Origin of the sequence: Streptomyces sp. NPDC097595, from assembly GCF_044761525.1 — a bacterium.
GTDB lineage: Bacteria > Actinomycetota > Actinomycetes > Streptomycetales > Streptomycetaceae > Streptomyces > Streptomyces drozdowiczii_A.
Map to the genome: position 1 here is coordinate 52,915 of NZ_JBIWCN010000012.1, position 22,553 is coordinate 75,467.

Here is a 22,553-nt window from a genome sequence, read left to right on the forward strand (position 1 = left end):
ATGTGTGCATGTCAGGCGGCCGCCTTGTGCGGAGATTGGACTGGACCAATGCGCCGGGTCAAGCGTGGGGCGGGACTTGGGGGAAACTTGGTGTAGACCAATTTCGGCCGAACCCGCTGTACGCAGCACGACCGGGCGGGACCAGAAGGCCCCGCCCGGTCGTGTCGGACAGCTCGGTCAGGCGATCAGCTCCACCTCCGCGAGCGATGCCTCACCGTCGAACACCAGCCGGTAGTGCGCGTACGAGCCGGGGGACTTCACGGAGAAGGCCCGCGTCTGCTTGTCCCAGGCGAAGGACTGGCCGGACCGCTTGTCGAGGTCCTTCCAGCTCTTGCCGTCCGAGGAGCCCTGGAGCACCCAGCCCTTCGGTGCCGTCGCCTTGGCGGCCGAGGTCAGCGTGTACTGGACGCCCTTCGTGGCGGACGGGACGGGCAGCTCGACCGTGGCGGCGGTGCCGGTGGTGGCCGAGGTGTCGTCGAACAGCGGGCCCTCGCCCTTCAGCACGTCCTTGCGCGGGGACGGCACCTGGTCGTCCTTGGTGATGGAGACCGGAGCGGCGTCCTTGCCGGTGCCCCAGGAGGACGGCTTCGGGCCCATGTCGAAGTCCAGCGTCCCGCCCTTGGCCAGCAGGTCGTGCGACAGCGAGGTGGAGGTCCACTTCTTGCCGTTCACCTTGAGGCCCTGGACGTAGATGTTCTTCGCGCTGTTCTTCGGCGCCTTCACGACCAGCGTGCGGCCGTTCTCCAGGTGCACCGTCGCCTTGGTGAAGAGCGGCGAGCCGATCGCGTACTCGCCACTGCCCATCACCAGCGGGTAGAAGCCGAGCGAGGAGAAGAGGAACCAGGCCGACTGCTCGCCGTTGTCCTCGTCGCCGTGGTAGCCCTGGCCGATCTCGCTGCCCGTGTACAGGCGGCCCAGGACCTCGCGGACCTTCTCCTGCGTCTTGTACGGCTGCGAGGCGGCGTCGTACATGTACGTGACGTGGTGGGCGACCTGGTTGCTGTGCCCGTACTGGCCCATCCGTACGTCACGGGCCTCCGTCATCTCGTGGATGACGCCGCCGTAACTGCCCGCGAACTCCGGGGTGCCGGTCTCCGGGGTGGCGAAGTACGTGTCCAGCTTCTTGGCGAGCCCGTCGCGGCCGCCGTACAGATTGGCCAGGCCCTTGCTGTCCTGCGGAGCGGTGAAGGCGTAGCCCCAGCCGTTGGTCTCCGTGTAGTCGTAGCCCCAGACGCGCGGGTCGTACAGACCGGACGGCAGCCGCCAGTCGCCCTTGGCGTCCTTGCCCTGGAAGAAGCCGGCCTTGTCGTCGAACAGCTCCACGTAGTCGCGGGCCCGGTTCATGAAGTACTCGGACTCGTCCTTGTAGCGCTGCTCGTGCGTCTTCTTGTAGAGCGCCTCGCCCATCTTCGCGATGCCGTAGTCGTTGACGTAACCCTCCATCGACCAGGACATGCCCTCGTGGGTCGTGGTGTCGGCGTACCCCTTGAACGGGGACGTCTCCATGCCCTTGCGGCCCACGCCCGAGGACGGCGGGACGACCGTCGCGTTCTTCACGGCCGCGTCGTACGCCGCCTTCGCGTCGAAGTCCACGCCCTTGACGTACGCGTCGGCGAACGCCACGTCCGAGGAGGTCCCGGTCATCAGGTCCGCGTAACCCGGCGACGACCAGCGGGAGATCCAGCCGCCGTCCTTGTACTGCTGGACGAAGCCGTCGACCATCTCACCGGCCTTCTTTGGTGTCAGCAGCGAGTACGCCGGCCAGGTCGTCCGGTAGGTGTCCCAGAAGCCGTTGTTGACGTACACCTTGCCGTCCACGATCTTCGCGCCGGTGTGCGTCGGGGTGTCCGAGCCGACCTGCGGGGAGAACGGGGAAGCGTACTTGTCCTTGCCGTCGACCCTCTCCGACCCCGAGTTCGGGTAGAGGTAGAGCCGGTACAGGCTGGAGTACAGCGTGGTCAGCTGGTCGGCGGTGGCGCCCTCGACCTCCACCTTGCCGAGCAGGTCGTCCCAGGCGTCCTGCGCCTTGTCCTCGACCCGGCCGAAGGAGCGCGAGGCGGGGATCTCGGCGGCCAGGTTCTTCTTCGCCTGGTCGATGCTGATCAGCGAGGTCGCCAGGCGGAGGTTCACCGTGCGGTCCTTGCCCGCGTCGAAGCGCAGGTAGCCGGTGACGTCCTCACCGCCGCCGCCGGAGAGCTTGCCGCTCGCGGTGACCGGCGCGTCGAAGACGCCGTACACGAACAGCCGCGTCGCCCCGGTGGAGCCGCCGCTCTTCACGTCCGAGAAGCCGGTGAACGAGCTGGTGGCCGGGTCCAGGGTGAGCCCGCCGTCGTTGGAGACGTTGTCGAAGACCATGCTCGCGTCCTTGCCCGGATACGTGAACCGCATCCGCGCCGCGTGGTCGGTCGGCGTCATCTCGGCCTTGAGGCCGTTCTCGAACGTCACGCCGTAGTAGTGCGGCCGCGCGGTCTCGTTCTCGTGCTTGAACGGCAGCGCGCGGGCCGTGCGGGAGGCGTCCGGGGTGCCGGAGGCCGCCGACGGCATCAGCTGGAAGGTCTGCCGGTCACCCATCCAGGGGCTGGGCTCGTGGCTCGCGGCGAACGCCTGGAGCGTGGGGAGGTTGTCCTCGTTGTTGCCCCGCGCGTAGTCGTACAGCCAGCTGGTCGAGCCGGCGTTGGTGACCGGCGTCCAGAAGTTGAACCCATTGGGGACGGCCGTCGCGGGGAAGTTGTTGCCGCGCGAGAAGGAGCCGCTGGAGTTGGTGCCCCGGATGGTCGAGGCGTAGTCCGCGAGGTGCGCCTTGCGCTTCTCCGGCTTCGCGGGCGCGATCTTCAGGTCGTCGATCCAGCCCTGGAACTTGGCCGGGCCCTTGGGGGAGTCGTACGCGACCAGGATGCGGTCGACGGTCTTCCCCGCGGCGACCGAGCCGATGCCGGCCTCGACCTTGTTCCACTGGTTGACGTAGAGCCGCTTGGCGTCCGCCTGGCCCTGCGGCGTCAGCAGCCCGCCGTTGGTGTCGGTGGCGTGCAGGTCGCTCAGGTAGGTGCCGTCCGTGAAGGCCAGGTCCACCGCGACGTGCGTGGCCGGGTAGGACAGGTCCGTCTCGCCCATCTGCGGGTAGACCAGGTAGGACAGCTCGGTGTCCCGGTCGACGCGCGTGTTGACGTCGAAGACCTTGTTGTACGAGTACGCCCGGCCGTCCGCCTTGTGGGTGCCCGCGTACCGCAGCGCCTTCCTGCCGGTGAAGCCCGCGCCGGCCTTGGCGGTGGGGGAGCCGGAGGGGCCGTTGCTGATCTGCGTGCGCATGTCGGAGGGCGCGGGGGCGGAGGTGTCGCCGTCGGAGAACTGGACGTCGGCGAGCTGGGTGGCGTCGGTGGCGCCGTTGTTCTTGGTGATGTTCAGGCGGAAGTGCTGGTACGCCTTGTCCGTCTCGAAGTCGTACGACTTGGTCTGGAAGCGCTCGCTGAAGGTCTGGCCCGTCCGGGTGTCCAGGTCCGTCCAGGTCTTGCCGTCCTCGGAGCCCTGGAGCGTCCAGTCCTTGGGGTCGCGCTCGTCGTGGTCGTCGGCGGAGGTGAGCGCGTACGTCACGACCTTGACCGGTGCGGCGAGGTCGAACTCCAGCCAGCCGGTGGGCTCGAACGACAGCCACTTCGTACCGGATTCGCCGTCCACGAGGTTTTCCTTCACCTCCCCGCCGCCGGTGTTCTCGTCACTGGCGCGGACGTCTGTGACCTGGTCGGTCACATTGCCCGGTATTCCGGAGGAGAATCCGCCATCGACACCCGATGACCGCTTCTTTCCGTCGGGGCCCTCTTCTACGGAATTGCGCCAGTCCGGCTGCTTTTCGTCTTCTTCGAAGGACGTGTTGAACGTCCGGTCACCCGTGGGCCTTTGGCCTCCGGGGCCAGACCCGGCCGATTGAGCGGCGGCCGCCGTGGGGGCTGTCACGACCAGGACCAAAGAGGCCGCGATCAGCGCTGCCGTGCTGCTTCGTCTCGTACGAGAACGGTGTCGGGGGTGCATGCCGAGCCATTCCTCCCGGGGAAGTGTGCGCTTGGACAACGTTGTCAGAAGATGCGCAGGAACAAGTAGGGAGGCAAGTGGCTGATGGTGTCAAGGGAGTTGGATCGAGGCCCGCCGCCGAATCGACCGGAATGCGGAAATCGTTACATCTGAAGGAGGGGCCGGAGTGTCGAGGTATCCGCGAGGTCTCAACTCGGGAAAGACTGCCATGCAACCTTGCTTTCGATCTTGCTCAGTTGGCGGCAAGTGGACTATACCTGTCGGCGTCTGCACAGCTGGTTCACCGGTTGTGCGGCTGGGGGACACGGGGGCAGGACAACGCGACGCCGCAGGTGCGTCGGCTGTTCGGTCCCCCGTCGCCCCCCACGGCAATCGTTAGCCTGAAATCTGAACCACCCAAGCGCAACTGACCGCGGTGGCGGGGCCCTTCGCTGAGGCGAATTTCGACGGGGCGACCGGTACACACCGCCTGAGTCCTGGAGAAGGCGAGGACTTGAGCATGGGATCCACCTCCGCCCACAACAATGAGGGCCTTGGCCGTCGCGATGTGATCAAGCGTTCTGCCGCACTCGGTCTGATCACCGTTCCGACCATGAGCTTCCTGTCTGCCTGCGCGAGCGGCGACAGCGGCGGCGACGAGCCCGTCAAGAAGGGCAAGACCAGCGCGAAGAACCCGCTGGGCGTCAACGAGAGCGCCGCGCTCGACGTGGTCATCTTCAACGGCGGCTTCGGCGACCAGTACGCCAAGGACGCCGAGAAGAAGTACGGCGAGGCGTTCCCGAAGGCCAAGGTCAAGCACACCTCGACGCAGAAGATCCAGTCGCAGCTCCAGCCGCGCTTCAACGGTGGCACCCCGCCGGACCTGATCGACAACTCGGGCGCCGAGCAGATGGACATGGGTGTCCTCGTCGGCAAGAAGCAGCTGCTCGACCTGACCCCGCTGATGGACGCCCCGTCCTACGACGACCCGAACAAGAAGGTCCGCGACACGCTGCGTCCGGGCGTCCTGGAGATGGGCCAGTTCGACGGCGACCCGGTCTGGATCATGTACTACGCGTACACCGTGTACGGCGTGTGGTACTCGCAGACCAACCTGGAGAAGCTGGACGCCCAGTACCCCGAGAACTGGGACGACATGCTCGCCCTCTGCGCCAAGGCGAAGAAGAAGGGCATCGCGGGCTGGACGTACGCCGGTAAGTACCCGTACTACCTGCCGTTCTCCCTCTACCCGTTCATCGCCAAGATCGGCGGCCGGGAGGTTCTCGACAAGATCGACAACCTGGAGCCGAACGCCTGGAAGGACCCGGCCGTCAAGGCCGCGTTCGAGGCGTACTACGAGCTGAAGCAGAAGGGCTACATTCTCAACGGCACCACCGGCCTGACCCACATCCAGTCGCAGACCGAGTGGACCAAGGGCAAGGCGCTCTTCCTCCCGAACGGTTCGTGGGTGGAGAACGAGGCGGCGCCGACCACGCCCAAGGACTTCAAGATGATGGTCTCGGCCCCGTCCAGCCTGGACTCGTCCGACAAGATGCCCTTCGGCACCATCTGGGCGTCCGGCGGCGAGCCCTTCGTCGTCCCGGCCAAGGCGGCCAACCCGCAGGGCGGCATGGAGCAGCTGCGCATCATGCTCTCCGAGGAGTCCTCGAAGAACTTCACCAAGCAGGTCAAGTCGCTGAGCGCCTACAACGGCGGAACCGACGGTCTGACCCTCTCCACGGCCATGCAGGCCGGCGTCGACGCGCTGAAGAAGGCCGGCGACAACGTGGTGAACCCGCGCATGCAGGACTGGTACGTGAAGCTCCAGAAGGAGCAGATCGGCGCCGGTCTCGGCGAGATGATGGCCGGGCGTCTGACGCCCGCCGAGGCCATCAAGAAGATCCAGGCCTACGCGGACGCCGCGGCCAAGGACCAGTCCATCAAGCACTACAAGCACCAGTGAGCAACCGTCACCAGCGGCGGCACCCGCGGAAAGATCGGGGTCGGTAAACGATGCAGCACGGCAAGTACCGGTTCATTGTGGGGTTCCTGGTAGTCCCCTTGGCCTTGTACGCGGTCTTCGTCATCTGGCCGTTCATCCAGGCCATCTACTATTCCTTCACCGACTGGACCGGACTGAGCCCGGACTTCAAGATGGTCGGCTTCGGCAACTATTCGCGGATGCTGAAGGACGACATCTTCTGGAAGTCCCTCCAGCACAGCGTGATTCTCGTGCTGGTGCTGCCGCTGGTGACGTTGGGCCTCGCGCTCTTCTTCGCCTTCATGCTCAACGTCGGAGGCCGCCGGCGGAAGAACGCCGCGGTCTCCGGCGTGCGGGGCTCGGCCTTCTACAAGATCGCCTACTTCTTCCCCCAGGTCCTCTCCATCGTCATCGTCGCCCTGCTGTTCCAGTTCGCGTACAACCCGACGTCCGGCATGGTGAATTCGGCGCTGAAGGGGATCGGCCTGGACTCCCTCCAGCCGGAGTGGCTGGGCGATCCGAACCTGGCGCTGATCTGCGTCATGGTGGTGCTGGTCTGGTCGACGGTCGGCTTCTTCGTCGTCCTCTTCTCGGCCGGAATGGCGTCCATTCCGAAGGACTTCTATGAGGCGGCGCTCCTGGACGGGGCCAGCCGCATCACCACGTTCTTCAAGATCACGGTGCCGCTGCTCTGGGACACCATCCAGTCGGGCTGGGTGTACATGGGCATCCTGGCCCTCGGCGTCGAGGCGTTCACGGCCGTGCAGGTCATGACGGTCGGCCCCGGCGGCCCCGACTACTCGACCACGATCCTGCCGCTGTACGTCTACCAGACCGCCTTCCGCGACGGTCAGGCCGGCTACGCGACGACGATCGGTGTCGGACTCCTCATCGTCACCATGGCGTTCGCCGCCGTCGTGATGCGGCTGGGCCGGCGCGAGCGGCTGGAGTTCTGATGCCGCGCTTCGTGGGACGCGTTCCCCGGACCCCCAGCAGGCAAGACAGCCCGGCCGCGGCGGCCGGCTCGACAGTAGTACGAGGTGAGCACGCGTGAAGGCCACTGAAACCCCTCCCGCGGTCGCGGCGACGGATCCGGCCCCCGTGTCCAAGTCGCCCGCCCCGGGCGGCAAGAAGGCCGAGAAGGGCAGCGAGGGCAAGGTCCTCAACGTCTTCTCGCACGGCGTGCTGATCATCTGGGCGATCCTGGTGGTGCTGCCGCTGCTCTGGGCGATCATGTCGTCGTTCAAGACCGACGACTCGATCCTGTCCACGCCGTGGAAGCTGCCGGACAAGCTCCACTTCGAGAACTGGTCGCGCGCCTGGAGCCAGGCGCACATGAGCGACTACTTCTTCAACACGATCGTCGTGGTGGGCTGTTCGCTGATCGGCACGCTGCTGCTCGGGTCGATGGCGGCCTATGTGCTCGCCCGGTTCGACTTCCCGGGCAACCGCTTCATCTACTACCTGTTCATCGGCGGGATGAGCTTCCCGATCATCCTGGCGCTGGTCCCGCTGTTCTTCGTGATGAACAACATGGGGATGCTGAACACGCGGCACGGACTGATCCTGGTCTACATCGCGTACTCGCTGCCCTTCACCGTCTTCTTCCTCACCTCCTTCTTCCGGACGCTGCCGGGGTCGGTGGCGGAAGCGGCGATGATCGACGGGGCCTCGCACACCCGGACGTTCTTCCAGGTCATGCTGCCGATGGCCAAGCCCGGCCTGATCAGCGTCGGCATCTTCAACTTCCTGGGCCAGTGGAACCAGTACATGCTGCCCACGGTGCTGAACACGGACCCGAACTACCGGGTGCTCTCGCAGGGTCTGGTCGAACTGGCCACCAGCCAGGGCTACAAGGGCGACTGGTCAGGGCTCTTCGCCGGTCTGGTGATGGCGATGCTGCCGGTCCTCGCGGCCTACATCATCTTCCAGCGCCAGGTCGTGGCGGGGCTGACCGCGGGAGCGGTGAAGTAACGCCCCGTACACCCTGAACGCACTTCACGAACGAAGCGAACCGCCCGCCGGCATCCCAGCCGGCGGGCGGTTCGTCTGCGTACGGGGGAGTTCGCCCGGGCCGCGGGGTGGAGGAGCGGTGCTCATCGGTGGCTCCGACTGCTCAAGGTCTTGACGGGGCCCGCCCGAAAACGGTCAGCTTAGAGTTCACATGTTGGAGAATATGGCAGGAGTGAGTGAGTCGATGGAGACTCCGGGGTCGCAGACGTCTCTGCATCGCGCCAACCTTGAGCGGGTCGTGCGCGCCGTACGCATGGCTGGTTCGCTCACCCAGGCGGAGATCGCCAGGAGTACGGGCCTCTCCGCGGCCACCGTCTCCAATATCGTTCGCGAACTGAAGGAAAGCGGCACGGTCGAGGTGACCCCCACCTCGGCGGGCGGCCGCCGGGCCCGCAGCGTCTCGCTCAGCGGCGACGCGGGCATCGTGATCGGCGTCGACTTCGGCCACACCCACCTGCGCGTGGCGGTCGGCAACCTGGCCCACCAGGTGCTCGCCGAGGAGTCCGAGCCGCTGGACGTCGACGCCTCCTCCGCCGAAGGCTTCGGACGGGCGGAACAGCTGGTCAACCGGCTGATCGAGACCACCGGGATCAGCCCCGGCAAGGTCATCGGGGTGGGCCTCGGTGTACCCGGCCCGATCGACGTCGAGTCCGGCACCCTGGGCTCCACGTCGATCCTGCCGGGGTGGACGGGCATCAACCCCAGCGAGGAGCTCGCCGCCCGCCTCGGCGTGCCGGTCTACGTGGACAACGACGCCAACCTCGGGGCCCTGGGCGAGCTGGTCTGGGGGAGCGGCCGGGGGGTCAGGGACCTCGCGTACATCAAGGTCGCGAGCGGTGTCGGCGCCGGTCTGGTGATCGACGGGCACATCTACCGGGGCCCGGGCGGCACGGCCGGCGAGATCGGCCACATCACCCTGGACGAATCGGGCCCGGTCTGCCGCTGCGGCAACCGCGGCTGCCTGGAGACCTTCACGGCCGCGCGCTACGTCCTGCCCCTGCTCCAGCCCAGCCACGGCCACGATCTCACCATGGAGCGGGTGGTCCAGCTGGCCCGCGAGGGCGATCCGGGGTGCCGGCGGGTGATCGGCGACGTCGGGCGCCACATCGGCAGCGGGGTGGCCAACCTCTGCAATCTGCTGAACCCGAGCCGCGTGGTGCTGGGCGGCTCGCTGGCGGAGGCCGGGGAGCTGGTCCTGGGGCCCATCAGGGACTCCGTGTCGCGTTACGCCATCCCGAGCGCGGCCCGGCAGCTGTCCGTGCTTCCGGGGGCCTTGGGCGGCCGTGCGGAGGTGCTGGGCGCGCTGGCGCTCGTCCTGAGCGAGATGGGGGATTCAACCCTTTTGGAGAGCACCCTCCCTGCGGCCACTCCTGCCTTCACTTAGATAACGAATGGCACCGTTGTCATCTCGTTAAGGATTTACTCCTTGACGCCGCCCTCGCGGCCGAGTTGACTTCCAGCCACCTCGGCCGCGACGTTGCGGCCTCGTCAGGGAGGCAAACCCCCAATGAACGCAATGACGCGACGCATCGTCATAGGCACGGCCGCCGTTTCGATGGCCGTCTCCCTCGCCGCTTGCGGCAAGGCCGGCGACGACAAGAAGGACTCGGCGGACTCGGGCAGCAAGACCAAGATCGGTCTGCTGCTCCCGGAGAACAAGACCGCCCGCTACGAGACGCTGGACAAGCCGCTGTTCATCGAGGCGGTCAAGAAGAGCTGCGCCGACTGCGAGGTCGTCTACAACAACGCGGGCGGCGACGGCGGCCAGCAGAAGCAGCAGTTCGAGCAGCAGATCGCCGACGGCGTCAAGGTCATCGCGATCTCCTCGGTCGACTCCGAGAAGTCCGCCAGCTGGATCGCCGGCGCGCACAAGAAGGGCGTCAAGGTCGTCGCGTACGACCGCGCCATCGCCGGTGCCGACGCCTACGTCAGCCACGACAACGAGAAGATCGGCCGGCTCCAGGGCCAGGCCATCCTCGACGCCCTGGGCGCCAAGGCGGCCAAGGCCAACCTCGTCATGATCAACGGCGACGAGAAGGACCCGAACGCCGGTCTGTTCAAGAAGGGCGCCCACGCGTCCCTCGACGGCAAGATCAAGATCGCCTACGAGGCGTCCGGCGAGTGGGACCCGAAGATCGCCGGCGAGAAGATGACCGCCGGCATCTCGTCGGTCGGCAAGAGCAAGATCGACGCCGTCTACTCCGCCAACGACGGCATGGCGGGCGGCATCATCACCTCCCTGACCAACGCCGGCATCAAGGACATCCCGGTGGGCGGCCAGGACGCCGAGCTCCCCGGCATCCAGCGGATCATCGCCGGCACGCAGACCTTCACGATCTACAAGTCGCCGAAGCAGCTGGCCCCCGAGGCCGCCAAGTTCGCGGTCAACCTGCTCCACGGCAAGGACATCGGCGCCCAGGGCGAGACGGACGGCGTTCCGTCCACGCTGCTGGAGCCGACCGTGGTGAACAAGGACAACATCGAGTCCACCGTGATCAAGGACGGCATCTACAAGGTCGCCGACGTCTGCGTCAAGGACATCGCCGCCAAGTGCACCGCGCTGGGCATCAAGTAGTCCCTCCTCGCGCCGGGGCCTGACGGCTCCGGCGCGTGCGGGTCCGGTTCCGCCCCGCACGGCGAACCGCCCCGCCCCCATGACTGTCCGGCCCCGGCCGGCTCACACCCCGCTTCCGGCCGGGTGCCGGACACTCTTCACCCCCCAGTGCTTCCCGTATGTCGACGCTGCCCTCGCGGCGCGGCGTCTCCGCCGGTCAGGCGGCACATCCCCGCCGGTCAGGCGGCGAAGGAGATGGTTCACGTGTCACAGACGCCCGTGCTGGCGTTGCGTGGAGTCTTCAAGCGATTCGGAGCGGTCCAGGTCCTCTCCGGTGTCGATCTCGAAGTCCACGCCGGAGAAGTGGTCGCCCTCGTCGGCGACAACGGTGCCGGAAAGTCCACGCTGGTCAAGACGATCGCCGGCGTGCACCCCATCGATGAGGGCGTCATCGAGTGGGAGGGCAAGAAGGTGGACATCGACCGTCCGCACGACGCCCAGAACCTCGGCGTCGCCACCGTCTACCAGGACCTCGCGCTCTGCGACAACCTCGACGTCGTCGCCAACCTCTTCCTCGGGCGCGAGATCAAGAAGGGCGGCGTCCTCGACGAGGTCGCCATGGAGAAGCGGGCCCAGGACCTCCTGTCCACCCTCTCCATCCGCATCCCCAGCGTCCGCATCCCGGTCGCCGCGCTCTCCGGCGGTCAGCGCCAGGTCGTGGCCATCGCCCGCGCCCTGGTCGGCAACCCCAAGATCGTGATCCTGGACGAGCCCACCGCGGCCCTCGGCGTCGAGCAGACCGCCCAGGTCCTCGACCTGGTGGAGCGGCTGCGCGAGCAGAACCTCGGCGTCATCCTCATCAGCCACAACATGGCCGATGTGAAGGCCGTGGCCGACCAGGTCGCCGTGCTGCGACTCGGCCACAACAACGGCGTCTTCCCCGTGGCCACGACCAGCCACGAAGAAATCATCGCCGCGATCACGGGCGCCACGGACAACGCCGTGACCCGCCGCAAGTCGCGCAGCGCGGAGGCATCCAAGTGAGCAACACCAACGAGACCTCGGCCAAGATCCCGGCCCAGGCGGAGACCACCGAGACCTCCGAGGCCCCCGCGGCGGCCGAGGGCGCGGTGCGGGTCGTCGACCCCCGGCTGCTCGTCCGCGAGCAGGGCTTCAAGGGCTACTGGACCGAGTTCAAGCGCAAGGTGCGCTCGGGCGAGATCGGCTCGCTGCCCGTCGTGGTCGGCCTGATCATCATCGCCATCGTCTTCCAGGCCGAGACCGGCAACTTCCTCACCTCGTACAACCTCGACCAGATCACGCTGTACGCGGCGGGCCCCGGCATCATGGCCGTCGGCATCGTCTTCGTCCTGCTGCTGGGCGAGATCGACCTCGCGGTCGGCTCCGTCGCCGGTCTCGCGGGCGCGGTCTGGGCCGTCCTCGGCTCCGACATGCCCGACGGCCTCGCCATCCTGCTGGGCATCCTGTCCGGCACGGTCATCGGCGCCTTCCACGGCATCGTCTTCGCCAAGATCGGCGTGCCCGCGTTCGTCGTGACCCTGGCGGGCTTCCTGGGCTGGGCCGGCATGCAGACCTGGGTGATGGGCGAGAAGTCCACCATCACCACCCCGCTCGGCAGCTTCGTCCGCGACCTGACCAGCTACTACTTCGAGGACGTCGCCGCCGCCTACGGCCTCGCCATCGTCGTGATCGTCGCCTTCTACCTCACGCAGCTGCGCGACGCGAAGCGCCGCAAGACCGCGGAGCTGCCGCACCGCCCGCAGAGCGAGATCATCCTGCGCACCGCGCTGCTCGCGGTCCTGGCCCTCCTCGCCGCGTACGCGTTCAACCAGGAGCAGGGCCTCCCGCTCTCCCTGGTGATCTTCCTCGCGATCCTGGTCTTCACCGACTTCGTGCTGCGCCGCACCACGTACGGCCGTCAGGTCTTCGCGGTCGGCGGTGGCGTCGAGGCCGCGCGCCGCGCCGGTATCAACGTCTCCTGGATCCGCATCTCGGTGTTCATGATCTCCGGCACGCTCGGTGCGGTCGGCGGCCTCTTCCTGGCCTCCGCGACCGGCGGCGCCGACCGCTCCCTCGGCGGCGGCAACCAGCTCATGATGTGCATCGCCGCGGCCGTCATCGGCGGTACGTCCCTGTTCGGCGGACGCGGCAAGGTCTGGTCGGCGCTCCTCGGCATCCTGGTCATCCAGTCGATCGTCCAGGGCCTCAACCAGATGAACCTGTCGTCCAACGCGATCCAGTACATGATCACCGGTGCGGTCCTCCTCATCGCCGTGATCATCGACTCGGTCTCCCGCAAGACGCAGAAGACCGCCGGGCGCGCCTAGGGCGTGTTGCGACACGCAACACCGCAGGCCGCGCGCCGTACGCACCACCCGCCGGAGCCCGGCGCCCCCACGGAGGGCGCCGGGCTCCGGCACGTACCGGCACGGAAGGGGCAGCACGCCCCGACTCCCGCTTCGGGGGGAGGCCGTTAGACTCATCGGATCGGCATGCTCGACCAGCACAATCGCAAGGAGGCACGGTGACTCAGCCGCGCGAAGCGCGTCACGCACGGGCGGGCGACGGATGGGATCTGCTGACCCGCATCGGCGGACCGCGTGACCTCGACCGGCTCACTCCCGAGCAGCTGGAGCAGCTCGCCGAGGAGATCCGGACCTTCCTGGTCGACGCGGTCTCCAAGACCGGCGGACACCTCGGACCCAACCTCGGCGTGGTCGAGCTCACCATCGCCCTGCACCGGGTCTTCGACTCGCCGAAGGACAAGGTCCTCTTCGACACCGGCCACCAGAGCTACGTGCACAAGCTCCTCACCGGCCGCCAGGACTTCAGCAGGCTCAAGAGCAAGGGCGGCCTCTCCGGCTACCCCTCGCGCGCCGAGTCCGAGCACGACGTCATCGAGAACTCGCACGCCTCCACCGTCCTCGGCTGGGCCGACGGCCTCGCCAAGGCCAACGAGGTCCGCGGCAAGGACGACCACGTCGTCGCGGTCATCGGCGACGGCGCCCTCACCGGCGGCATGGCCTGGGAGGCGCTGAACAACATCGCCGCCGCCAAGGACCGCCCCCTCGTCATCGTCGTCAACGACAACGAGCGCTCCTACGCGCCCACCATCGGCGGCCTCGCCAACCACCTGGCCACCCTGCGCACCACCGACGGCTACGAGCGCTTCCTGGCCCGCGGCAAGGACCTCCTGGAGCGCACCCCCGTCGTCGGCAAGCCGCTGTACGAGACGCTGCACGGCGCCAAGAAGGGCCTGAAGGACTTCATCGCCCCGCAGGGCATGTTCGAGGACCTCGGCCTCAAGTACGTCGGCCCCATCGACGGCCACGACATCGAGGCCCTGGAGTCCGCCCTCCAGCGCGCCAAGCGCTTCGGCGGCCCGGTCATCGTGCACTGCCTCACCGAGAAGGGCCGCGGCTACACCCCCGCGCTCCAGGACGAGGCCGACCGCTTCCACGCCGTCGGCAAGATCCACCCCGACACGGGCCTGCCCGTCGCCACCTCCGGCCTCGACTGGACCTCGGTGTTCGGCGAGGAGATGGTCAAGCTCGGCCACGAGCGCGAGGACATCGTCGCGATCACCGCGGCCATGCTCCAGCCGGTCGGCCTGACCGGCTTCGAGAAGGAGTTCCCGGACCGGATCTACGACGTCGGCATCGCCGAGCAGCACGGCGCGGTCTCCGCGGCCGGCCTCGCCACCGGCGGCCTCCACCCGGTCTTCGCGGTGTACGCCACCTTCCTCAACCGCGCCTTCGACCAGGTCCTGATGGACGTCGCCCTGCACAAGTGCGGGGTCACCTTCGTCCTGGACCGGGCCGGCGTCACCGGTACGGACGGCGCCTCGCACAACGGCATGTGGGACATGTCGATCCTCCAGGTCGTGCCCGGCCTCCGGATCGCCGCCCCGCGCGACGCCGACCAGGTCCGCGCCCAGCTGCGCGAGGCCGTCGAGGTGGACGACGCACCCACGGTCGTCCGCTTCTCCAAGGGCGCCGTCGGCCCCTCGGTGGCGGCCGTCGGCACGGTGGGCGGCATGGACGTGCTCCGCGAGCCCGGCACCGCCCGGCCCGACGTGCTCCTCGTCTCCATCGGCGCGCTCGCCCCGATGTGCCTGGAGATCGCCGACCTGCTCGACGCCCAGGGCATCTCCACGACCGTCGTGGACCCCCGCTGGGTGAAGCCGGTGGACGAGGCCCTGGCCCCGCTCGCCGCGCGCCACCGCGTCGTCGTCACCGTCGAGGACAACAGCAGGGCCGGCGGCGTCGGCTCCGCGGTCTCCCAGGCGCTGCGCGACGCGGACGTGGACGTGCCGCTGCGCGACTTCGGCATCCCGCCGGTCTTCCTCGACCACGCCTCCCGCAAGGAGGTCATGGCCGAGATCGGGCTGACCGCCCCGGACATCGCCCGCCAGGTCACCGGCCTGGTCGCCAAGCTGGACGGGCGCTACGAGCCGGGCGCGGAGGACCGCACCGTCGCGGAGCGCGTCCGGGACTGACCCGTAGCAGCTCGGCCGAACGGGCCGGTCGGACCACCCGTAACGAGTGGTCCGACCGGCCCGTTCGCGTGAAATCCGGCCGTGGCAGGCGTGCCGCGAACGAGTGGTGGGGCCCGGTCCGGAACATGGCACGCACGACGAGTGCGTGGAGGTACGCCGGTGAGCACGCAGCAGGACCTGCCCCCGAGCGGGAACGGGCTGTTCAGGACCAAGACGGTCGAGCAGTCCATCCGCGACACCGAGGAGCCGGAGCACGCCCTCAAGAAGTCGCTCTCGGCCCTGGACCTCACGGTCTTCGGGGTCGGCGTCGTCATCGGCACCGGCATCTTCGTCCTCACCGGCAAGGTCGCCAAGGAGACGGCGGGCCCGGCCACCGCCCTCGCCTTCGTCGTCGCGGGCGTCGTCTGCGCGCTGGCCGCCCTGTGCTACGCGGAGTTCGCGTCCACCGTCCCGGTCGCGGGGTCCGCGTACACCTTCTCGTACGCCTCGCTGGGCGAACTGGTCGCCTGGATCATCGGCTGGGACCTGGTGCTGGAATTCGCGCTGGGCACGGCGGTGGTCGCGGTCGGCTGGTCCGGCTACGTCCGCTCGCTGCTGGACAACGCGGGCTGGCACCTGCCGGACGTGCTGTCCGGGCCGGACGTGGCGGACGGCTTCGGCTTCGACATCCTGGCCTTCGCGCTGGTGCTGGTCCTGACCGTGATCCTGGTACTGGGCATGAAGCTCTCCGCCCGGGTCACCACGGTGGTGGTCGCCATCAAGATCGCCGTCGTGCTGATCGTCATCATCGCGGGCCTGTTCTTCATCGACACCGGCAACTACTCGCCGTTCATCCCGGAAGCCCAGCCCCAGCCCTCCGGGTCCGGGTTCGACGCCCCGCTGGTCCAGCTGATCTTCGGCTACGCCCCGACGAACTTCGGCGTCATGGGCATCTTCACCGCCGCCTCCATCGTCTTCTTCGCCTTCATCGGCTTCGACGTCGTCGCCACGGCCGCGGAGGAGACGAAGCTGCCGCAGCGCGACATGCCGCGCGGCATCCTGGCCTCGCTGTTCATCTGCACCGTGCTCTACGTCGCCGTGTCGATCGTCGTCACCGGCATGCAGCACTACACCGAACTGTCCGTCAGCGCCCCGCTCGCCGACGCCTTCAAGGCCGTCGGACATCCCTTCTACGCGGGCGTCATCAGCTTCGGCGCCGCCGTCGGCCTCACCACGGTCTGCATGATCCTGCTGCTCGGCCAGACCCGGGTGTTCTTCGCGATGAGCCGCGACGGCCTGCTCCCGAGGTTCTTCTCCAAGACGCACCCGCGCTTCCACACCCCGTACCGCCCGACCATCCTGCTCGGCGTGATCATCGCCGTCGTCGCCGGGGTGACCAGCATCAACGAGCTCGCCACGCTGGTGAACATCGGTACGCTCTTCGCCTTCGTGGTCGTCGCCCTAGGCGTCATCGTGCTGCGCCGCACCCGCCCGGACCTGCACCGCGCCTTCCGCACGCCGTGGGTGCCGGCGGTCCCGATCGTGTCGGTGGCCGCCTCGGTCTGGCTGATGCTCAACCTGCCGGCCGAGACCTGGCTGCGGTTCGCGGTCTGGATGGTGATCGGCGTGGTCATCTACTTCGCGTACGGCCGCTCGCACAGCCGGGTGAACCGCGACCGGGTCTGACCCTCAGGCCCCCGGCCGCACCGTACGCGGCCCCGTGCACCGCGCCCCGTGCGCCTCGACCCGGCGGCGCAGCTCACGGTCGGCGGTGACCACGACGCAGGGGCGCGGCGCCGCCTGTGCCGCCAGCTCGGCGATCAGGTCGTCACCGCTGCCCGGGGCCGCCTCCACCCGCACCCCGGGCACCGGCGCGACGTCCCGGGCCCGCCCCTCCACCACCAGCACCAGGTCGACGGGTCCTGGCGTACCGGGCAGGCCGTCGGAGGCGTAGGGCACCAGCGAGTCGCGCAGCCGCTCTGCCGCGCCCCGCCGGTCGCGCCACCAGCCGTCCGGGACGGACCCGACGACATTGGCGGCGTCGACGATCACCAGGGGCAGCGGATTCGGCATGGGACCACCCTGTCATGTCCGGGGTGTGCCGAAGTGCCGCGCAAGCGGTGCGGACGCGGTGATTCCAAGGGTTCGAACGGTGATTCTATGATGGGTGCTCCCCGCCTTCCGGATGCCGGTCGTGACACAAAGCCGCAGATCGGGGGCGGACCATCACGGAAGGAAGACGCCACGACATGCGAGTCAGGTCGAGACGTGCCCAGGGGAGCGCCTCGGGCAAGGGCGACGATGCCCTGCGAGACGTCGAAAGCACCCGTGGGACCGGCGAGACCCCGGTCGACGGACACTGGCTCGTACGTGGCAAGGACGGCAGGCTCACCGCCTACGCCCGCGACGAGGACGGGCTCCTGCGCTGGACCGAGGAGCGCCCCGGCGGTCCCGGCTGGGAGGGCCCCGAGTTCTTCCCGGTGCCGGACCTGACCCACCTCGGCCTCGCCCAGGGCCCGGACGGCTACGTCCACTTCATCGGCCGCCGCGCGGTCCACGGCGACGAGGAGCAGCCGCAGGTCGACCTCGTGCACGCCATCCAGTACCAGACGGGCCGCCCGGTCACCGCGTGGCGGACCGTGGGCAATCCGTACAAGGACGGCGACGAGCGCGCCGCCCGCATCGGCCCGCCGGCCGCCGCCGTCGCCCCGACCGGCATGGTCCACGTCTTCGTGCGCAACGCCAACGGCGGCATGATGCTGCGCCGCGAGGCGAAGAACGGCAAGTGGGAGGGGTGGAAGGACCTCAGGGGCACCCTCGGCAAGGAGACGATGGCCGTCGCGGTCGCCGAGTCGGGCCGCATGGAGCTCCTGGTCCCCGGCACCAACAAGGCCATGCGGTGGGCCCAGGCCGAGCCGGGCGGCGCCTTCCAGAAGGGCGACAACCTCACCGTCAAGATCGCCGGCGGCGCGGTGAGCGTGCTGGAGACCGCGCCCGACCGCAACACCTTCTACTGGACCGACGCCTCCACCGGCACCCTGGTCGCCCACCGCCTGGACACCCCGCCCATCACGATCGGGGACACCCCGGCCGAGGGCCCGGTCGCCGTGCTCCGCGCCGAGCTGGACGACTACGACTGCACGGTGCTCGCCCACCGCACCCGCGACGGCCGCGTGCTGCTCGCGGCCTGCGGTACGGAGAACGAGGCGGGCGGCCTGTGGTGGGCGGCGACCGGCGAACGCACCTCGGCGCCCCCGGCGTTGGCGCTCGACGGCGAGGGGCGCGTGGTGCTCGCGATGATCGGCGAGCGCGGCGGGCTGTACGTGGCCCGGCAGAACGACGAGCCCGGGCTCGCGCTGGGACCGGCGCAGCGGGTGTGAAGCGTACGGCTCGGGTGGGACACATGCGCCCGGCCCGTGTGAGGTGACGCGTACGGCCCCGGGAGCGTTCCCGGGGCCGTTGACGTGTTGTCCGGTCAGCCCTGGCCGAGCGCCGGGGACTTCTTGGCGGACTCGGGGATCGGGCTGTCCTCGCGGATCGCCTTCCACAGGGCCTTCGCCCGCGACTCCACGGCCACGACGCGGTTGTGGTCGATCTTGTCGTACTCGACGGGGAGCATGATCGTCTCCATCGTGTCCGGGTTGACCCCGTTCATGGAGCGGGCGAACTTCGCGAGCGAGGTGAGCGAGGCCAGCTCGTCGTCGGTGGTCAGGGCCGCCGTGGCCGAGTTGGCGATCTTGTAGGCGCTCGTCGGGCTGCCCAGCAGGTCCTGGCTCTGGACCTCCTTGAGCAGCGCCATGAGGAACTGCTGCTGGAGGCCGATGCGGCTCAGGTCGGTGCCGTCGCTGAGGCTGTACCGGGTCCGGACGAACTTCAGGGACTCGGTGCCGTCGAACTTGTGCGGTCCGGCGTCGACGTTCAGCCCGGTCTTCTTGTCGTGGATGGGCTCCTTGACGTCGATGTTCACGCCGCCGATGGCGTCCACGAGCCCCTTGAACCCGGCGAAGTTGATCTCCAGGTAGTGGTCGATGCGCACCCCGGACATCTTCTCGACGGTCTTGACCACACACGCCGGACCGACCTGCGAGTAGACCGAGTTGAACATCACACGGTCCTTGCCCGCCACCGTGGAGCCGTCGCCCTTGGTGCAGTCGGGCCGGGTCACCAGGGTGTCGCGCGGGATGGACACGGCGACGGCCTTGTCACGGCCCTCCGGAATGTGCACGACGAGCGCCGTGTCGGACCGGGCCCCGCTGACCCCGGCCCCGCCGCCCAGCTCCTTGTTCTCCGCGCCGGCCCGCGAGTCGGACCCCAGGACCAGCAGGTTCTGCCCGCTGGTGGGCAGCTTCTCGGGACGGTCCTCGCCGAGCGCCTTGTTGATGTCGACGCCCTTGATGTTGCCGTTGAGGTGGCTCCAGAACCACCACGCGGTACCGCCTGCGGCGAGGACGAGCACCAGGGCCGAGACCAGGATCACCCGTCGTATGCGCTGGCCCCGCGTCCGGACACGCTTGCGCCCGCGGCGGCGGGGGGTCTCCGGGGAGCTCCCCTGGCCGGGGGTGGTGTCGTCTTGGCTCATCCTGAGTGAGTCCTCACAGCTTGTGGCCTGGTCAGGGCGCAGGTGATGGGGGTGGGACTCGGGTGGGGGGTGGAGCCGGTCCGCGTTTTCCCGGGATGAGAACTATAAACAGTCGATCAGGTGTACGTACGAAGGCTGTGGCGTAACTGTGACAGACCGGGCGGTCATCGCTCGTTTGTTCCGTTCCTGTCTATGATGTCTCGATTCCCTGGCCCCGTTGTGGGGGCCCGCTGCCCTGAAAGGTTGAGGACGAGCCATGCGGGGTGCCTCGCTGTACGGAACGGAGCGGCGGAACGCGCCCTCTGCCGATAGCGAGGGGGACCTCGGCCGCGTCGAGGGCGGTCCCTGGCTGCTTGCCGGACACGACGGCCGGCTCACCGTCTATCTGCACACCGGGGACGCGCTGCTCCGCTGGACGCAGGAGGCGGTCGGGGCTTCGCGCTGGTCGGGGCCGGACGCCCATCCGGTGAGGGACCTCACCAGCCTCACGGTGGCTCAGGGGCAGAATCGTTACGTCCACTTCATCGGGCGCCGGGTACGGCCGAAGGCCGACGGCAGGTCGGCCGTGGACATCGTGTGCGCCACCCAGTACCAGACCGGCCGGCCCGTCACCGAGTGGCGGTCGCTGGGCAACCCCTTCAAGGACCTCGAACGCTCCGAGCAGGTGGGCGTACCCAGCGCGGCCGTGGCGAACGGCGGCGCGCTGTACGTCTGCGTACCGACGGCCTGGGGCGGCGCGGCGCTGCGACGCGAGGACCGGAAAGGGCAGTGGGAGGCGTGGAAGGAGCTCGACATCGCCGGAGTCACCGACCGGCCGTCGCTCGCGGCGACGGCCGGCGGACTGGTCGAGCTGCTCGCCCCCACCCGTGCGGCGGCTCTCCACCTCCGCCAGAGCGGCCAGGGCGAGGGCCTGGTCCGGGGCTATGACGCCGGCGTCGTTCCGCTGCCCGGCAGCGCGACGGCTCTGGAGACCGCTCCGGGGCGCATGACGCACTACCTGACCGACGTCCGCGGCGCCGGAGTCGTCGCCTTCCGGCCCGGGAACTGGCCGATGCCGCTGGGCGGAACCCCGGGCGACGGCCGCATCGCGGCCGTGCGGGGGGCGGTGGACGGTTTCGACTGCACGGTGCTCGCCGTACGGGGAACGGACGGCTCGGTCCATCTGGGCGCCTGCTCCACTGAGGAGGAGCGGGGCGGAATGTGGTGGACCGACACCGGTACGACCGCCGTCGGTGACCCCTCGCTCGCTCTCGACGGATACGGACGGGTGGTCGTGGCCGTGGCCGGGGCCGACGGACGCCCCGTCCTCGCGCGGCAGACGGACGGGCCCGGTCTGACCCTGGGTGACTGGAGCCGGATATGAAAGCCCCTGCGGGGAACGGCCGTGTGGCCGTCGTAGCGGAGTGCGCGGCCGACGCCGCGCTGCTCGTCGCGGCCGAGGCGGCCGCCGGGCCGGAGATCGCGGTGATCTGTCTCCGGGACGACGGCGAAAAGGGGCGGGCCGCCCTGGACCGCGCGCTCGCCGATGCCGCCGCGCGGGGGTGCGAGGTGCGGGGGCGGCCCCGGATCGCCGACGGGTCCGGGGTCCCCGGAATCGTGAAGGAGCTGCGGGCCCTCCAGCCCCTGCGCATCCGCATCCCGGATCCTGATCCGATCCATCAGGGCTGGGATATGGACCGGAACCGCCCCGTGCACGACGAGCCGCCGGAGCGCGCCGCCGCCGCGCTGCTCGCGCTGGACGCCGCACGCCTCTTCCAGCGGGAATCGGCGACGCCCGTGCTGGTCGACTGCCGGCGTACGGAGGCGGCCACTCCGCAGCTGCCCGTCACCTCCTGTCCCCGCTACCCGGCCGTGACGGGGTGGCTGACCGAGGGGTTCGACGGCCGGGCGACCGCCTTCCTCCCTTCGGCGGCCGGTGTGCTGCGGTGGACTCAGCTGCGCCCGCACGGCGCCGACTGGGGCGGACCCGAACTCCTGCCGGGGCCGAGGCTGATGCCCGGACTCCGTGTCGTGCGCGACCTCTCGGGCTTCGCCCACCTCTTCGCGCTGCGGCGGACCGCGCGCTCGGACGGCGGGGAGAACGTGGAGATCGTCCACGCCGCCCAGTACCGCTCGGGGCATCCGCTCACTCCGTGGCATTCCCTCGGGAGCCCGAACACCGGGGACGCGTACAAGAGCCGCGAGGTCGGATTCCCGGCGGCCGGATTCGACGCTGCGGGCGGCGTCGTGGTCTTCGCGCGGAACTTCGGGCACAGCGTGAGCTACCGCGAGCAGCGGTCGGAGAGTGCCTGGACCCCCTGGCGCCACCTCTCGGGCCTGCGTGTCGCGGACGAAGTCGTGACCGTCACCATGCCCAAGGGCGACGTCCAGGTCTTCGCCCGGCTGCGGGACACCCCGGGCGTCGTCCGCTGGCACCGCCGCGGATACGACGCCGACTGGACCGAGGACCGCGCGGTGCCGTTCGCCCCCCGCCCCGGCTCCATGGCGTCGGGGCCCGAACCGGGCACGGTGGTCTTCCGCGATCTGCGGACGAACGAGCCGTGCGTCTGGCAGCTGGGGGCGCCTGCCCCGGTCCCCCTGGGGGCGGCCGACGGCGAGGGGCCGGTCACCGGGGTGCCCGGGGTCCGCGTCGACGGGTGGGACTACTCGCTCCTCGTACGCTCCGGGGCAGGTGGATCCTGCGAGGTCGGCGCCTTCGCGGAGGGGCGGCCCGACGCGGGCGTCTGGTGGAACGGACTGGCGGGGGAGGCCGTGCACGGGGTGCCCGCGGTGCTCCGGGACCGTACCGGAACGGTCACGGTCGCGACCCTGACGGAGGGGGCGCGACTCGCGGTATCTCACCGAGAGTCACACGCCGAGGGCTTCACCTTTGGATCTTGGTACTCAGCGTGATATTGACGATCGCCGCCGATCGCCCCGCTGATCG

15 protein-coding genes are annotated in these 22,553 nt (G+C 69.2%); 12 read left to right on the forward strand and 3 right to left on the reverse strand.

Translation table 11 applies throughout. The features are described from left to right. Positions 1–177 precede the first annotated feature (177 nt). Positions 178–3,744 carry a GH92 family glycosyl hydrolase gene (locus ACIQZN_RS19775; RefSeq protein WP_403995222.1) on the reverse strand — a complete coding sequence of 1,189 codons (3,567 nt, stop codon included), beginning with the start codon at positions 3,742–3,744 and terminating at the stop codon, positions 178–180. A 778-nt stretch (positions 3,745–4,522) separates the two neighbouring features. Here ACIQZN_RS19775 and ngcE point away from each other — a divergent pair. From ngcE to ACIQZN_RS19820, 9 genes are all read left to right on the forward strand, one after another. Continuing rightward, positions 4,523–5,965, forward strand: a complete 1,443-nt coding sequence (gene ngcE / locus ACIQZN_RS19780) for an N-acetylglucosamine/diacetylchitobiose ABC transporter substrate-binding protein (protein WP_403995225.1) — start codon at positions 4,523–4,525, stop codon at positions 5,963–5,965. Between the two features lie 50 nt (positions 5,966–6,015). Continuing rightward, positions 6,016–6,939, forward strand: coding sequence for a carbohydrate ABC transporter permease (locus ACIQZN_RS19785; RefSeq protein ID WP_403995228.1), 924 nt, complete (start codon positions 6,016–6,018; stop codon positions 6,937–6,939). Positions 6,940–7,033: 94 nt separating this feature from the next. After that, positions 7,034–7,957, forward strand: coding sequence for a carbohydrate ABC transporter permease (locus ACIQZN_RS19790; RefSeq protein ID WP_403995232.1), 924 nt, complete (start codon positions 7,034–7,036; stop codon positions 7,955–7,957). 223 nt (positions 7,958–8,180) lie between these two features. Then, on the forward strand, positions 8,181–9,380 hold the full coding sequence (locus tag ACIQZN_RS19795; RefSeq protein ID WP_403995641.1) for an ROK family protein: 1,200 nt from the start codon (positions 8,181–8,183) through the stop codon (positions 9,378–9,380). A gap of 123 nt (positions 9,381–9,503) precedes the next feature. Beyond that, positions 9,504–10,571: a sugar ABC transporter substrate-binding protein gene (locus ACIQZN_RS19800; protein ID WP_403995235.1), complete on the forward strand. Its 1,068-nt coding sequence runs from the start codon at positions 9,504–9,506 to the stop codon at positions 10,569–10,571. Between the two features lie 234 nt (positions 10,572–10,805). Then, positions 10,806–11,594, forward strand: a complete 789-nt coding sequence (locus ACIQZN_RS19805) for an ATP-binding cassette domain-containing protein (protein ID WP_328903034.1) — start codon at positions 10,806–10,808, stop codon at positions 11,592–11,594. Continuing rightward, positions 11,591–12,898 carry a sugar ABC transporter permease gene (locus tag ACIQZN_RS19810; protein ID WP_403995239.1) on the forward strand — a complete coding sequence of 436 codons (1,308 nt, stop codon included), beginning with the start codon at positions 11,591–11,593 and terminating at the stop codon, positions 12,896–12,898. The genes ACIQZN_RS19805 and ACIQZN_RS19810 overlap by 4 nt, the downstream gene beginning before the upstream one ends. 197 nt (positions 12,899–13,095) lie before the next feature. Further along, a complete protein-coding gene (gene dxs, locus ACIQZN_RS19815) occupies positions 13,096–15,069 on the forward strand; it encodes a 1-deoxy-D-xylulose-5-phosphate synthase (protein WP_403995242.1) in 1,974 nt (657 codons plus the stop codon). A 159-nt stretch (positions 15,070–15,228) separates the two neighbouring features. Then, entirely contained in the window at positions 15,229–16,734 is a 1,506-nt protein-coding gene (locus ACIQZN_RS19820; RefSeq protein WP_403995245.1) for an amino acid permease, read from the forward strand. Between the two features lie 3 nt (positions 16,735–16,737). On the opposite strand, the gene ACIQZN_RS19825 is transcribed toward ACIQZN_RS19820, so the two are convergent. Continuing rightward, entirely contained in the window at positions 16,738–17,121 is a 384-nt protein-coding gene (locus ACIQZN_RS19825) for an NTP pyrophosphohydrolase (protein WP_403995248.1), read from the reverse strand. Between the two features lie 176 nt (positions 17,122–17,297). Between ACIQZN_RS19825 and ACIQZN_RS19830 the strand changes: the two genes are divergently transcribed. Continuing rightward, a complete protein-coding gene (locus ACIQZN_RS19830) occupies positions 17,298–18,428 on the forward strand; it encodes a hypothetical protein (protein ID WP_403995251.1) in 1,131 nt (376 codons plus the stop codon). A 95-nt stretch (positions 18,429–18,523) separates the two neighbouring features. Here the strand turns inward: ACIQZN_RS19830 and ACIQZN_RS19835 are convergent, their stop codons facing one another. Continuing rightward, positions 18,524–19,627, reverse strand: a complete 1,104-nt coding sequence (locus ACIQZN_RS19835) for an LCP family protein (RefSeq protein ID WP_403995254.1) — start codon at positions 19,625–19,627, stop codon at positions 18,524–18,526. A 256-nt stretch (positions 19,628–19,883) separates the two neighbouring features. Between ACIQZN_RS19835 and ACIQZN_RS19840 the strand changes: the two genes are divergently transcribed. Both ACIQZN_RS19840 and ACIQZN_RS19845 read left to right on the forward strand, forming a co-directional pair. Next, entirely contained in the window at positions 19,884–20,990 is a 1,107-nt protein-coding gene (locus ACIQZN_RS19840; protein ID WP_403995257.1) for a hypothetical protein, read from the forward strand. A 23-nt stretch (positions 20,991–21,013) separates the two neighbouring features. Then, on the forward strand, positions 21,014–22,519 hold the full coding sequence (locus tag ACIQZN_RS19845) for a hypothetical protein (protein WP_403995260.1): 1,506 nt from the start codon (positions 21,014–21,016) through the stop codon (positions 22,517–22,519). Positions 22,520–22,553: the final 34 nt, after the last annotated feature.